Source organism: Micromonospora sp. DT231, assembly GCF_049847025.1.
GTDB lineage: Bacteria > Actinomycetota > Actinomycetes > Mycobacteriales > Micromonosporaceae > Micromonospora.
On the sequence record NZ_JBNCNO010000023.1, the window covers coordinates 1 to 14,527 of the forward strand.

At 73.5% G+C, this 14,527-nt stretch carries 8 protein-coding genes; all 8 read right to left on the reverse strand.

Annotated features, from left to right (window positions below; genetic code table 11):
* A partial coding sequence (locus tag ACPXBU_RS34145; protein WP_425761312.1) for a beta-ketoacyl synthase N-terminal-like domain-containing protein occupies positions 1-6,099 on the reverse strand: 6,099 nt, incomplete at its 3' end.
* A 47-nt stretch (positions 6,100-6,146) separates the two neighbouring features.
* The gene (locus ACPXBU_RS34150) at positions 6,147-7,298 is read right to left on the reverse strand and encodes an FG-GAP repeat domain-containing protein (protein ID WP_425761313.1); all 1,152 of its coding nucleotides are present in this window, start codon (positions 7,296-7,298) and stop codon (positions 6,147-6,149) included.
* A gap of 71 nt (positions 7,299-7,369) precedes the next feature.
* Positions 7,370-8,173, reverse strand: a complete 804-nt coding sequence (gene dpgD, locus ACPXBU_RS34155; protein ID WP_425761314.1) for an enoyl-CoA-hydratase DpgD — start codon at positions 8,171-8,173, stop codon at positions 7,370-7,372.
* A 28-nt stretch (positions 8,174-8,201) separates the two neighbouring features.
* Positions 8,202-9,665, reverse strand: coding sequence for an aldehyde dehydrogenase family protein (locus tag ACPXBU_RS34160; protein ID WP_425761315.1), 1,464 nt, complete (start codon positions 9,663-9,665; stop codon positions 8,202-8,204).
* Positions 9,662-11,317: a thiamine pyrophosphate-binding protein gene (locus tag ACPXBU_RS34165; protein WP_425761316.1), complete on the reverse strand. Its 1,656-nt coding sequence runs from the start codon at positions 11,315-11,317 to the stop codon at positions 9,662-9,664. The genes ACPXBU_RS34160 and ACPXBU_RS34165 overlap by 4 nt, the downstream gene beginning before the upstream one ends.
* Complete coding sequence (gene dpgC, locus ACPXBU_RS34170) at positions 11,314-12,624, reverse strand: (3,5-dihydroxyphenyl)acetyl-CoA 1,2-dioxygenase DpgC (protein WP_425761317.1); 1,311 nt, start codon at positions 12,622-12,624, stop codon at positions 11,314-11,316. Before dpgC ends, ACPXBU_RS34165 begins: the two co-directional genes overlap by 4 nt.
* Positions 12,621-13,316: an enoyl-CoA-hydratase DpgB gene (gene dpgB / locus ACPXBU_RS34175; RefSeq protein WP_425761318.1), complete on the reverse strand. Its 696-nt coding sequence runs from the start codon at positions 13,314-13,316 to the stop codon at positions 12,621-12,623. The genes dpgC and dpgB overlap by 4 nt, the downstream gene beginning before the upstream one ends.
* Before the next feature lie 32 nt (positions 13,317-13,348).
* Positions 13,349-14,479 carry a 3,5-dihydroxyphenylacetyl-CoA synthase DpgA gene (dpgA, locus tag ACPXBU_RS34180; RefSeq protein WP_425761319.1) on the reverse strand — a complete coding sequence of 377 codons (1,131 nt, stop codon included), beginning with the start codon at positions 14,477-14,479 and terminating at the stop codon, positions 13,349-13,351.
* Positions 14,480-14,527: the final 48 nt, after the last annotated feature.

The window sequence follows — 14,527 nt, forward strand, 5'->3', positions numbered from 1 at the left end:
ACCACCACCAACCCGCAACACCACATCACCCGACGTATCCACACCCCCCGACTCCACCGGAACCCACCGCACCGCGTAGAGAGGGTCGTGGAGCCGGGTGGGCTCGTTCAGCGGCGCGACGCTGACCGCGTCGACGGTGGCGACCGGTACGCCGGCGGCGTCGGTCAGGTCCAGCCGCCTCGTACGGTCGTCGCGGGCGGTCTCGTGGACGCGTAGCACCGTGGCACCGGCGGCGTGGAGCGTCACGCCCTGCCAGTCGGTGGCCTCGAATCCCGCGTCGAGTTGGAGGGCGAGCCCGAGCAGGGCCGGGTGCAGTGCGAAGCCTGCGGCCTGGTCGTGGTCGTCGGTGGGTAGGACGACCTCGGCGTAGGTTCCGGTGGTCGCGGCGGCTGCCGGTGTCTCGGTGGTCAGTGTTCCGGTGGCGTTCTCGACCCACGTGCCGGTGCCCTCGTCGCGGGACGAGATGCGCACCGAACGCACGCCGGTGCCGTCGTCACCGCCGAGGTGCACCTGCACGTCCGCCGGGCTCGCCGGCGCCCGGTGGACGGTGAGCCGGCGCACGTGAGTGGACCCCGTCTCGTCGCCGGCTCGGATGGCGAGTTCGAGCAGGAGCGCGCCAGCCGGCCAGTCTCGGGCCTTGTCGGGCAGGCGCCCGGTCAGCACGAGTTCGTCGCCGACCGGGATCGCGGCACCGAGTACGGGATGGTCGACCGCCTGGAGTCCGGCGGCGGTGACGTCGCCGCGGTTGCCGCCAGAGGTCAGCCAGTAGCGCTGGTGTTGGAAGGGGTAGGTGGGCAGGTCAGCGGGAGTGATACCGGCGAACTGGGCGGCCCAGTCGATCGGGACGCCCTGCACCCACGCCTCCGCCGCCGACCGCACCACCCGATCCCAACCACCCTCAGCACGGCGCAACGTCCCCACCACCACCGGGGCATCAACGTTGTACGTCAACACCGGATGAGCACTGGACTCCACGAACACGTCGAACCCGTCACCGGCCAACGCCTGAACCGCGTCGGCGAAGCGCACCGTCGAGCGGAGGTTCGCGAACCAGTACTCGGCGTCGAGCTGCACGCTCTCGTCCAGCACAGCCCCGGTGAGGGTCGAGTACATCGGCAGCACACCCGGCTGTGACGTGATCCCGGCCAGGGCGGTGAGGAGTTCCTCGCGGATGACGTCGACCTGGGCGGTGTGCGACGCGTAATCCACCGGCACCAACCGAGCCCGCACCCCCCGCTGCTCACACCCGGCAACCAACGCCTGCACCTCGGCAGGATCACCACCAACAACCACCTGCGACGGGCCGTTGACCGCAGCCACACTCAACCCGTCGGTCAACAACACCTGCACCTCAGCGGCGGGCAGGCCGACTGAGGCCATCGCCCCGGCACCGGCCAACCGCTGACCAACGATCCGGGACCGCTGCACCACCACCCGCAACGCGTCTTCCAACGACAACCGACCGGCGATGTAGGCGGCGGCGATCTCACCCTGTGAATGCCCGACGACGGCCGCGATCGGCAGGCCGAGGGACTGCCACACCCGCGCCAGACCGGCCATCACCACGAACGAGACCGGCTGCACCACATCCACCCGATCCAAATCACCACCACGCAACACCGAAGTCAGCGAGAAATCCACCAACGGCTCACACTCCGCCACCCAGGCGGCGAACACCGACGACTCATCAAGCAACTGGCCGCCCATACCGACCCACTGCGCCCCTTGACCGGGGAACACCAACACCACACGATCCCGCGACACCACGGCAGTGCCCTCGATCAGCTCGTCACCGACCCGCACCGCCCGATCCTCGAACACCGACCGCCGCACCAACGCAGCACCAACCGCCGCCGAATCACCAGAAACCCGCTCCCGCAGCGCCGACAAAGCCGCCTGACCACGCGCGGAGAACACCAACGGCACAGCGGGCATCTCGGGCGACACCACATCCGCGGCCTCAGGCGCCTGCTCCACGATCACATGCGCATTCGTCCCCGAAACACCGAACGACGACACCGCCGCCCGCCGCGGCCGACCGACCTGAGGCCACTCCCGCGCCTCGGTGAGCAGCGAAACCGCTCCCGCCGACCAGTCGACATGCGGTGACGGCTCATCCACGTGCAACGTCGCCGGCAACACCCCGTGCCGCATCGCCTCGACCATCTTGATCACCCCAGCGACGCCCGCAGCCGCTTGCGTGTGACCGATATTCGACTTCAGCGACCCCAGCCACAGCGGCTCGGACCGATCCTGGCCGTACGTGGCCAACAACGCCTGCGCCTCGATCGGGTCACCCAGCGTGGTACCGGTGCCATGCGCCTCCACCGCGTCCACGTCCCCGGCGGAGAGCGAGGCCGCCGCGAGCGCCTGCCTGATGACGCGCTCTTGGGATGGCCCGTTCGGCGCGGTCAGGCCGTTCGACGCACCGTCCTGATTGACCGCGCTACCACGGATCACGGCCAGCACCTGGTGACCGTTGCGCTCCGCGTCGGAGAGCCGTTCCAGCAGCAGGACGCCGACGCCCTCACCCCACGCCGTACCGTCGGCGGCCGCCGCGAACGCCTTCACCCGCCCGTCCGGGGCCAGTCCTCGCTGCCGGCTGAACTCGACGAACACGGACGGGGTGGCCATCACTGCCACGCCGCCGGCGAGGGCGAGCGAGCACTCCCCGGACCGCAGCGACTGCGCGGCCAGGTGGATCGCGACAAGCGACGACGAACAGGCGGTGTCCACCGTCATCGCGGGGCCTTCCAGGCCGAGGGTGTACGCCACTCGCCCCGACACCACGCTGCCCGCGCCGCCGATGCCGCGGTAACCCTCCACGCCGTCCGGAGCATCGATCACTCCCGCGCCGTAGTCGTGGAACATCAGGCCGGCGAACACCCCGGTGCGGCTGCCGCGCAGTGCCGTGGCGGGTATCCCGGCCCGCTCGACGGTCTCCCACGCGACCTCGAGCAGCAGCCGCTGCTGCGGGTCCATGGCGAGCGCCTCGCGCGGGCTGATCCCGAAGAACGCGGCGTCGAAGTCGCCGGCGCCGTCGAGGAAGCCGCCTTCGCGGACGTAGCTCTTGCCCGCGCGGTCCGGGTCGGGGTCGTAGAGGGCGTCGAGGTTCCAGCCGCGGTCGGCGGGCAGGCCGGAGACGGCGTCGACGCCGTCGGTGACCAGCCGCCAGAGGTCGGCGGGCGACGTGACGCCGCCGGGCAGGCGGCAACCCATCGCGACGATGGCGATGGGCTCGTCAGGCGCGGCGCCGGCGCTGTTGCTGTCCGCGGCCGCGATGTGGGCGGCCCGTTCCGGCAGCAGTGCGGCCGCGAGGTAAGTGGCGACGGCCCGGCTCGTCGGCTGGTCGAACGCGAGGGTGGCGGGCAGGCGCAGGCCGGTGGCGGCGGTGAGCGCGTTGCGTAGCTCCACCGCCATCCGCGAGTCGTAGCCGAGGTCGGTGAAGCTGCGGTCGGCGGCGACCCGTCCGGGTTCGGTCATGCCGAGCACGGTCGCGACGCGGCCACGGACCAGGTCGAGCAGGATCCGGTCCTGCTCGGTCGGGCCGACGGCGCCCAGGCGGGTACGCAGCGCGACGAGGACGCCCGTGTCCGGCCCGGTCGCGGGTCGGCCGGTCAGGTCGCGCAGTTGGGCCGCCGGAACCGCGGTGATCGCCTGCGGCGCGTCCGTGGCGAGGGCGACGACGTGCGGTTCGGTGGCGCCCAGCGCGACGTCGAGGCAGGCCAGCAGGTCACGTTCGGTCACCGGGCCGGCGGCCAGCGAGACCGCCGACCGGCCGGCGGCCCGGTGGTCACGGACCCGGGCCTCGGCGGCGAGGTCGTCGCCGGAGCCGAGCGGGGCGCAGGCGAGCAGGAGGTCGGCAGGCAGGTCGCCGGGCAGGACCAGCCCGGTCTCGGCGACCAGGCGGGTGCCGGCCGGTGACTCGGTGAGGAGCCGGGCGACCTGCTCGGGAGCGGCCAGGATCGGCTCGGCCCCGGCCGCGGCCAGCTCGGCGGCGATCTCCGGGCCGGCGTCGGTCAGGATCAGACGGCGTACCCCGTATGCCGTGACCAGGTGCCGGGCCACCAGCCGGCCGAGTTCCCCGGCGGTGCCGGTGACCGCTGCTGTGGTGGCGGCGTCGATGGGCACAGGTGTCGTGGTGCCGGCCGCCATCCGCACGAGCCGTGGCACCCGGCCGCCGTCCGCGCTCAGGACGATGTGGGGCTCGTCGCCGGCGAGCAGGCCGGGCAGGTCGGCCCAGCGCGGGTCGCCGGCGGTCTCGACCAGCACGGCGGGGCCGCGGTCGGCGCGGTCCACTCCGGACCCTTCGGGCGCGATCAGGACAGGACCTGCCCGCCCGGTGGCGGTGTCCTGCCACCGGGCGAGCACGTCGTGCACCCAGGCGAGGGGGTCGCCGCCCGGGTAGGGGAAAAGGACGTGGGTGGCGTCGGCCGGCAGGTCCGTCAGGTCGGTGCGCACCGGTGCGGCGGCCAGGGCGTCAGGTCGTGGGCCGGCGATCACCAGTTTGGCCACGGTGGTGCCGGGCGCGGCGGGCGGCCGGGTCCAGCGCCGTGCCAGCAGGACCGGCAATTGCCCGCGTACGGCGATGAGCCGGGCCGGATGACCGGCGAGCGCGTGCCGCCGTACCTTGCGTGAGCCGGTGCGGGGTATCGCGGTGACCTGGTAGAGGCGTTCGGGCAGCTTGTACGCGGTGAGGACCCGCTCGCAGCGCTCGAAGATCTCGTCCGGGTCGACCGGGCCGTCGGTGACCAGGTACGCCACCGGCACCTCGCCGAGCACGTCGTGCGAGACGGCGGCGACCGCCACGTCGGCCACGCCGGCGGCACCGCGAATCGCCTCCTCCACCTCGGTCGGGTGGATGTTCTCGCCACCGCGGATGATGATGTCCTTGCGGCGGCCGCTGATGGTGAGGTTGCCGTCGGCGTCGGTCCAGGCCAGGTCGCCGGTGCGGTACCAGCCGTCGCGCACCGCGCTGGCGGTGTCCTCGGGCCGGTCGTGGTAGCCGGCCATCAGGTTGGGGCCGCTGACCCAGACCTCGCCCTCGGTGCCGGCCGGGACGTCGCGCCCGCTCTCGGGTTCGACGACGCGGACCGACAGGCCGGGTACCGGCCGCCCGCAGGAGCCGTCCGGCGCGCCGGCCGCCGGCACGCTCATGGTGATCGCACCGCAGGTCTCGGTGCTGCCGTAGCTGTCCAGCAGGGAGATGCCGAAGGTACGGCCGAACTCGGCACGCAGCGCGGCGGGTGCGACGGCACCGGTCACCAGGCAGGCGCGCAGCTCGGGCAGCCGAGCGCCGGTGTCGGCGGCCGCGCGCAGCAGGTAGTGGAACATCGCGGGTACGCCCGGCAGCATCGTGTAGGTGCCCGCGTTGAGCAGGTCGAAGACGTCCTCGGCGGCGAACCGGTCCATGATGCGCGCGGTGGCGCCGACGGCGAGCACGCCGTGCACGCAGAGCACGTGGGCGAGGCTGTGGAACAGCGGCAGTGGCCAGAGCAGGCGGTCCTGTTCGCCGAGCCCGAGGATGGGCGCGTAGCAGTTGGCGACCGACCACAGGCAGGCCCGCTGGGTGGAGAGCACGCCCTTGGGCCGGCCGGTGCTGCCGGAGGTGTAGAGCATCCAGGCGATCTCGTCGAGGCCGAGGTCGTCGGGGGCGGGCTCGGGCGGCTCGAACCGGGCGAGCGCCTCGAACGAGCCGGGTCCGGTGCCGTCGTCGACGATCGTGCGCACGCCGGGGGCGACCCGCCGGACCCGGTCGAGCCGGGTCCGGTCGGTGATCACCACTTGGGCGCCGCTGTCGGTGAGCAGGTGGGCGAGCTCGGCCTCGGTGGTGGCCGGGTCGACAGGTACGGCCACCCCTGCCGCACGGGCCACGGCGTAGTAGCTCTCCAGCACCGCGACGCCGTTGGGCAGGAAGATCGCCACCCGCTCGCCGCGGCGCAGACCACCGGCGACCAAATGACCGCCGAGCCGCCGGGATCGCAGTTCCAAGCCGCGGTAGGTCACCGCGCGCCGGTCGTCTTCGAAGGCGACCTTGTCGGCGTGCCGGTCGGCCTGGTCGCGGAGCAGCTCCGAGATCGGGCGGACGAGCTCTCCCATGGATCCCCCTCGTGTCAGCGGTCGTGCCTGGAACTGCTACGCGCTGGTCAGCCGCGGGTGGTGGTGTTTAGCAGGACGGTCACGTCGCCGGACGTGTAGTTGGCGGTGGCGAGGTCGAGCCGCCGATCGCGGTTGAGGTCGGTCGCGACGATCTCCGACGGGTGCATGCCGTCGGCGGGCAGGCTGGTGGCGGCCGAGAAGCCGCCGCGGCCGTCGCCGCTGAGCACGCTGATCGTGCTGGTGTGCACGTCGGCGGTGGCGAGGTCGAGCTTGCGGTCGCCGTCGAGGTCAGCCGCGACGACGTCGGCGGGGCCAGCGCCCGTGGCGAAGGTGCGGGTGAGCGGGTATCCGCCCCGGCCGTCGCCGAGCAGGACGACCACCGCGTTGCCGAGGTAGTCGCTGACGACCAGGTCGGTGTCGTGGTCACGGTCGACGTCGGCGGCCGCGATACCGACCGGGCCGGTGCCGGCCCGGAACGTGCGCGGTGCGGTGAAGCCACCCGTGCGGTCCGCCAGGAGCACGCTGACCGAGCCGGTGGCGACGCTGGACACGGCAAGGTCGGGCCGCCCGTCGCGGTTGAGGTCGGCGATGGTGACGTCGGTCGGGTCGGTGCCGGCCGCGAAGGTCCGGGTGGGCGCGAGGCCGCCGTGACCGTCGCCGGCGAGCACGCCGACCGTGTCGTGGTCGGTGACGACCACGTCCGGTACGCCGTCCCCGGTGACGTCGCCGACCGCCAGGTCGCCGGCGCGGGCTCCGGCCGGGTGGGCGACGGGCGCGGTGAGGCCACCGCCGCGGGTGCCGAGCAGCACCGCGACGGTGTTGTCGATGAGGTTCGCGACGACGACGTCGGGGATGCGGTCGTGGTTGAGGTCGGCGACCACGACGTCGGCGGCGCCCGCGCCGACCGCGATGGGTGGGTCGGCGACGATCCGCCCGGTGCCGTCGCCGCGCAGGACGCTGAGGGTGCCGGCGTCGAAGTTGGGAGTCAGCAGGTCGGCGCGGCCGTCCCGGTCGAGGTCGGCCGCGACGATGGAGGTGGCGCCCGGCCCGGCGGCGGCGACCGCCGCGGGGGCGAAGCTGGAGCCGGCCGCGAGGGCCGCCGCGGGCAGCACGGTCGTCCCGACGATGGCGGCGCCTATGGTGAAGGCCGTGGCTTGGGCGGCCCGGCGTACGCCCTGATTGTCCCCGTGCTCGCGCATGTGTCTCCTCAGTGGACTTCGCTCCGCGTTCTGAAGCGAAAGTAGGTGCGCGTGACCGGGGGCCGGGACCCCTAAGACTCCCCTACCCAGTGCGGCGGGCGCTTCTCGGCGAAGGCGCGCGGGCCCTCGCGCCACTCCTCACCCGCGAGGCGGCGTTCCTCCCATTCGAAGCGGGTGGCGAATGCCTGTTCCAGCGGCATGGTGACGGAGGCGGTGGCGGCCTCCTTGATCGCCCGAAGCGCCAGCGGCGAGCAGGCGAGCACGTCACGCACCCAGCCGTCGACGCAGGAGTCCAGGTCGGCGGCGGGGACGACGTCGTTGACCAGGCCGTGCCGCAGCGCGTCGGCGGCGCTCATCCGCCGTCCGGTGAGCAGGTGGCCCAGTGCCACCCGGAACGGCGCCTGCCGAGCCAGCCGGAACACCCCGCCGGCACCGGGCACCAGGCCGAGCCGCGCCTCCGGGAGACCGAACTCGGCGTGCTCGGCCGCGACCACGATGTCGCAGGCCAGGGCGAGTTCGAAGCCGCCGCCCAGGGCGTACCCGTTGACCCGGGCGATCAGGGGTTTGCTGAACCGGAACCGTTCGGTCAGCCGGGGCCAGCCAGGCTGACCTCGGCTGCCGAACGTGCTCGGCGCGGTGCCGGAGGCGTTGCGGGTGGCCAACTCCTTGAGGTCCTGGCCCACCGAGAAGGACCGGTCTCCGGCGCCGGTGAGCACGACCAGCCGGACGGCGTCGTCGCGCTCCACCTCGTCCCAGATCAGGGCCAGCTCGGCGTGGGTCGCGCGGTCCATGGCGTTGAGCACCGCGGGCCGGTCGATGGTCACCCGGGCGACCCCGCCGTGGCGCTCGTAGCGGACTCGCGGTTCGCCGGTCACCGCGGTCTCATCCCTGCTCCGGGGTGCATCAGAACGGGTAGGGGGGCGGGCTGTCGCGTACGGTCAGCCACTGCCACTGGGTGAACTCGTCCTGGCTGTGGGTGGCGCCGAAGCGGCTGCCGTCACCGGAGGCGCCGCGACCTCCGAACGGCACGTACGCGTCGTCGTAGATCGTCTGGTCGTTGACGTGGACGATGCCGGTGCGCAGCCGGTCGGCGAGCGCGGCGCCGCGGGCGGGTACGCCGGTCTGCACGGCCGCGACGAGCCCGTACGGCGTGTCGTTGGCGACCGCCACGGCCTCGTCCTCGTCGCGGACGACGACGACAGGCGCCACCGGGCCGAAGACCTCCTCGGCGAAGACGGGCATGGCGGTGGTGACCCCGGCCAGAACCGTCGGCCGGTAGAAGAGCCCGTCGTGGCTGCCGCCGGCACGCACCGTGGCGCCGGCGGCGACCGACGCGTCGACGAGGCGGCGGACCCGGTCGAGCTGCGCACGGTTGATCAGCGGGCCGAGGTCCGTGTCGCCGTCGGCGGGGTCGCCGACGCGCAGCTTGTCGGCGCGCCGGGCGAGCCGGTCCAGGTACTCGTCGGCGACCGCCTCGACGACGATGTGTCGTCCGGCGGCCATGCAGATCTGGCCCTGGTGGAAGAAGGCGCCGAACGCGCCGGCAGCGGCCGCGGCGTCCAGGTCGGCGTCCTCGAGAACGATCAGCGCGTTGTTGCCACCGAGTTCCAGCGCGGTGCGTTTAAGCGCGCGACCGGCCCGCTCACCGATGACCCGGCCCACCGCGGTGGAGCCGGTAAACGCGATCATGGCGACGTCGGGGTGGTCGACAAGCGCGGCGCCCTCGTCGGCGTCGCCGGGCAGCACGTGCAGGACCCCCGCGGGCAGCCCGGCGAGTTCGAACAGCCGGGCGATCACCAGCCCGCCGGCGACAGGGGTGTTGAGGTCGGGCTTGAGCACCACGGCGTTGCCGAGCGCGAGCGCGGGCGCCACCGCCCGCAGCGCGAGGATCAGCGGGAAGTTCCACGGGGTGATCACACCGACCACGCCGAGCGGGATCCGGCGCGCGACGCTGTGCGCGCCGGCCGGTGTGGCGAGGAGTTCGCCGTACGGCTGCGTCGGCAGCGCGGACGCGGCCCACAGCTCGTCGAGCGCCGAGTCGATCTCGAAGCCGGCCTTGGCCGCCACGGCGCCGCCCTCGCGGGTCAGCCAGCCGGCGACGTCGGCGCGGTGTTCGGTGAGCAGGTGGGCGGCGCGGCGCAGGATCGCCGCCCGCTCGGGTGCGGGCCGGGCCGCCCAGGCGGGTTGGGCGACCTGTGCCCGGCGTACGGCGGCATCGATGTCTCCGGGGTTCGCCCGGCCGGCGGTGGTGAGCACCGCGCCCGTCGCCGGTGCGGTGACCTCCAGCGTGCCGCCGGCGGCGGTGCGCCACCCGTCGCTGAAAACCGTGGCGGCCGGTATCCGCAGCCGCTGGTCGGTGCTGGTCATGCGTCCTCCTCCGGGTGTCGGTGCCCGGTGATGGGCACGTCGATCAGCAGCGGCGCGTCCCGGGTTCCGGCCTTGGCCAGGGTCTCGGTCAGCTCGTTGGTGTCGCGGACGCGGATCGCGTCCATGCCGAAGAACGCGGCGGCGCGGGTGAAGTCCAGCGCCGGCGGGCCGAGATCAAGGCCCAGGTAGCGGCGCTGCCGCGCGGAGGGGCCGTCGATGTCGTCGAGCGTGTGCTTGAGCGTGCGGTACTCGCCGTTGTTCATCACGACGAACGTCACCGGCACCCGATAGCGGACGGCGCTCCAGAGCCCCTGCAGGCCGAACATGGTGCAGCCGTCGCCGAGCACGGCGACCACGGGCCGTCGCGGGTCACCGAGGCGGTGGCCGACGGCGGCCCCGATGCCGGAGCCGAGACCGCCACCGACGGTGTGCACGTACGAGCCGGGCCGGTCGAGCCGCAGCACCCGGCGCAGCAGGACGCCTGTGGTGATGGCCTCCTCGACCAGGACGGCGTTGTCGGGCAGCCCGGCGGCGACCGCGGCCGCGGCGGCGAGTGGGTCGATCGGCGCGACCGCGCGCAGGCCGCCCAACTGCCGGGCGAGTTCCGCGTCGCGACGCTCGGCGGCGAGACGTCCGGCGGCGAGGCGTTCCGCCGACCCGTCGGCGGTGCCGGTGAGCAGTGCGGCCAGCCCCTGCAGCGAGGCCCGGATGCCGCCGACCAGGCCCCGGTCGGCACCGAAGTTGCGCCCGATCTCCGCCGGGTCGCTGTCCAGTTGTACGACTGTGATCCCGTCCGGCAGCGGGTGCTCGGGCGTGTAGTGGTGCGGCGTGAAGGCGTGGCAGCCGGCGATGAGCACGACGTCGTGGCCGGTGAGCGCGGCGCGGATGCCCGCGTGCCGGGCCGGAAGTGTGCCGGCGTGCAGCGGGTGGCTGCCGGGGAAGTCGACGCCGTCGTTCATCGGCTGGTGGTAGACGGTCGCGCCGAGCGCCTCGGCGACCGCCACCAGCGCGGGTACGGCCGCGTCCCGGCCGACGCCGTCACCGGCGACGATGACGGGCGACCGTGCGGCGGCGAGCAGCCGGGCGGCGTCGGCCAGGCCGGGCGCCGGGCCGGCGGGGGCCACCACCGAGCGGGACGGCAGCGACACCTCGGTCAGCTCGGCCATCAGGTCCATCGGCAGCGACAGGAACACCGGGCCGGCCGGTGGCCGCGCGGCGAGCGCGAACGCCCGGCGCAGCAGCAGCGGCAGGTCGTAGGCGTGCTGCACGTCGAAGACCTGCTTGGCCACGGGCCGGGCGATGCCGACCAGGTCGCCGGCGAGCATCGGGTCCTGCGCGAGGTGCCGCCGGTCCTGCTGACCGGCCGTGACCACGAGCGGCGTCCGGGACCGGGCCGCGTTGAGCATGCCGACCATGCCGTTGGCGAGCCCGGCGGCCACGTGCAGGTTGACGAAGGCGGTACGGCCGGTCGCCCGCGCGTACCCGTCCGCCATCGCCATCACCGAGCCCTCCTGGAGCCCGAGCGTGTACTCGAACTCGGGCAGCTCGGTCAGCGCGTCGAGCAGCGGCAGCTCGGTGGTTCCGGGGTTGCCGAAGATCCGGGTCACGCCCTCCTCGCGGAGCACCGCGAAGAGCGCCTGCAGCGGGGTCATCCGTTCATCCCGTGCAGCGCGGCCCGTTCCACCTTGCCGAGCACGTCGTCGCTGTACATCCGGTACGCCTGGACACCGGCGAACGCGGCCATGTACTCCCGGAACCGCTGTGGCGGCTCCTCGGCCAGGCCCAGCATCCGCCGGTTGGCGACGACCGCGGGCGCGCTGAGCTGTTCCGCGGCGCGGGCGGCGACCGCCTCGATCTCGCGGGGATCGGCCACCTCGTCGCAGAGCAGCCGGCCGTCGGTTTCGTGCGCCCACACCTTGCGGCCGCCGAGGATCATCTGCCGGGCGAGGCGGCTGCCGGCCCGCCGGATCAGGCGCAGGTTCGACGCGCCGGGCACGATGCCCTCCTGCGCCGCGGGCAGGCTGAAGTACGCGTCGGCCGCGGCGACCACCCGGTCGAAGACCATGGCCAGCTGGGCGCCGCCGCCGATGGCGAACGACTCGACGACCGCGACCCACGGCTTCTGCACCGGCGGCGACCCGTCGCCCGGGTGCAGGCCGCGCACGATCTTGTTGAGGTAGCCGAGTTCCCGGGCCAGCAGGAAGTCGACGTACGAGATCCGGCCGCGGTGCAGGTCGCGCAGGTTGATCCCGGCGCTGAAGACGCGCCGTCCGGCGTAGCGCGGGTGCGACATCGGCGCGCCGCGCAGCATGCCGACACGGGTTTCGCCGTCCAGCAGCACCAGGTCGACAGCGGTCTCCATGTCCTCGGCGAGCTGGTTGTCCTCCGCGTTGAGGCAGTGGTCGTTGTGCACCTCGAGGCGGGTCACCCCGCCGGTGCGGCTGAGCCGGACGCTGCCCAACTCCAGCTGGCCCGTACGCGCGAACAGGTCGGCGAGCTCGAGCGAGCGCGGTACCGGGCCGAGCATCGACTCGACGAGGTGCTCGCCCGCGTCCGGCAGAGCGAGCAGCGCGCCGAACAGGATGCCCTGGTCGATCTCGCGCCCCTCCTTGCCGGCCTGCTCGTGGCGCAGCTCCGCGGCGATCTGGGCGGCCGTCGGCACCAGGCCCGGAACCAGGTCGGCAGCGGCGTACGCCACCTCGGGCAGCCGCGGCCGGCGGGTGTGGTCGCCGGTCAGCTCCCGGTACAACTGCGCGGCGTGAGCGCGCAGGAACTCCTCGCGCAGCGCCCGGCAGTCGGCGTGCACGCGGGCGGCCAGGTCCTGCTGGCCCGCGTCCCGGTCGACGCGCGGCGGCAGGCCGGCGAGGATCTCCTCCGCGCCGGCGGTGACCTCGGTCAGGGCGCGGGCGTCGGCTGCCCGGTCACCGCGCAGTGTGGGCACGGTGAGCGCGGCGGTCATCGCGGCTCGCCCGCGCTCGCGCGCAGGGTCCGGTCGCAGGCGGCGAGGTGGACGCCGAGCGCCTCCTCGAAGCTGGTGTTCACCGCGTCGAGCAGCAGCCGGCGGCGGATGGCCAGTTCGGCTCCGTCGACTGGCCGAGCGCCCAGCAGTTCGGCGGCCCGGGCGGTCGGGTCCGCGGTGACCTCGTCGATGATGTGGAGGGCACGGGCCTGCTCGGCGCTGAGGTCCGCGCCGAACAGTGTCAGCCGGCGGGCGGCGACCGCGCCGATCTGGTTGGCCAGCCGGTACAGCGCCATACCGGGCCAGGCGCCGCCGGTGCCCGGCAGCGTCACGGTCGCGCCGGGACCGGCGATCCGCTGGTCGCAGACGAGCAGGATCTCCAGGGCGCCCCCGACGACGGGTCCGTCGACGAGCGCGATGGTCACCGCGGCGGAGCGTTCGAGCCGGCGCAGGGCGCGTTCCCACTTGTTGACCACGTGGATGCCGGGGCCGCCCGGCCACTCGGCCAGCGCGCCGCCGGTCAGGTGGAGCAGCGCCACCGCCGCCCCGCCGGCCTCCTCGATGCGGTCGCAGAGGCGCTCCACGTCCGCGATGAGCGGGGCACCGAGCGGCTGCGCCGTGTCCACGGTGGTCTCGATCCGCACCGGTTCCTCCCGGTCCAGGACCAGGGCGGGTGCCACGCTGTCGGTCATGCGGCTGTCTCCTTGGCTCGTGGTCGCGTCGTTCACCAGCGGATGAGCGCGGTCTCGATGGTCGAGCCCGGTCCCATGGTCATCAGCACGCCGTACTCACCCGGGCGCGCGACGCCCTCTTCCAGCAGCCGCGCGTAGGAGAAGAGGAACGAGCCGCTGGACAGGTTGCCGTAATCGCGCAGGACGCCGCTGGTGTGCCGTACGTCGTGCCGGGTGATGCCGAGGTTGACCATCATCGAGTCGATGACCTTCTTGCCGCCCGAGTGGATGACCCAGTGGGCGATGTCGCTGCGCCGCAGGCCGGTGTCCGCCAGCAGGTCCGCGAGCACCGTCTCGGCGTGGGCGCCGACGACGTACGGGATGTCGCGGTCGAGGAAGAAGCTGAACTTGCCGGCCTCGTCGTCCCAGTCGTAGCGCATGGCATCCACGGCGTCGGGGATGATGCAGCTGGCGAAGCGGAGGACTGTCGGTCCCTGCACCGCCTCGCGCGGGTCGGGGCCGGCGATGATCGCGGCGGCCGCGGCGCCGTCGCCGAAGAGGCTGTTCACCACCGACGTACGCATGGTGCCGTCGAAGACGTACGCCGCCGAGCACGCCTCCACGCACACCATCAGCGCGAGCTGGCCGGGGTGCGCCGAGGCCCAGGACGCCACGGCGGTCAGCGCGTTGAGCCCGGCGTTGCAGCCCATGCCGACGACGTCGAGGCGCGACGTGCCGACCGGCAGGCCGAGCTCCCTGATCAGCAGGGCGCTGAAGCCGGGCGTGAGCAGGCCGGTCGAGGAGACACAGCACAGGTAGCGCACGTCCGCGAGCGTCTGGTCCGCGTTCTTGAGGCACTCCTGCAGAGCCCGGCCGCCCAGATCGATGCCCTGTCGCTTGTGCTTGGCGATGAGCTCACCCTGCGACTCCATGCGCGGGTTGCCGTCCGGCCCGTTCGGCGGCAGGGTCAGGTAGCGGCGGTCGATCGCGCTGCTGCGGAACACCGAGCGGATCTTGGGGTCGGCGATCCGGAAGATGCCGAGCAGTTCCTCCTGCGTGTAGCTGAACGTCGGCACCGCGGTACCGACGCCGGCGATGCGGGGCAGCGCACCGGCGAGAACTGATTCCGGCGGGAGGCGGTCGCCTCGCACGGCTGGGTCGTCGACCTGCAACACGCTCGTCACGGCGGCACCCTTCTTCGTGGGATCGGTGGGACCACCAGGTCCGTCCCG

What these genes read in the sequence shown, in the direction of transcription:
- ACPXBU_RS34150 (WP_425761313.1), bottom strand. Translation starts at nt 7,298, where the DNA reads ATGCGCGAGCACGGGGACAATCAGGGCGTACGCCGGGCCGCCCAAGCC.
- ACPXBU_RS34160 (WP_425761315.1), bottom strand. Translation starts at nt 9,665, where the DNA reads ATGACCAGCACCGACCAGCGGCTGCGGATACCGGCCGCCACGGTTTTC.
- ACPXBU_RS34165 (WP_425761316.1), bottom strand. Translation starts at nt 11,317, where the DNA reads ATGACCCCGCTGCAGGCGCTCTTCGCGGTGCTCCGCGAGGAGGGCGTG.
- dpgC (WP_425761317.1), bottom strand. Translation starts at nt 12,624, where the DNA reads ATGACCGCCGCGCTCACCGTGCCCACACTGCGCGGTGACCGGGCAGCC.
- dpgB (WP_425761318.1), bottom strand. Translation starts at nt 13,316, where the DNA reads ATGACCGACAGCGTGGCACCCGCCCTGGTCCTGGACCGGGAGGAACCG.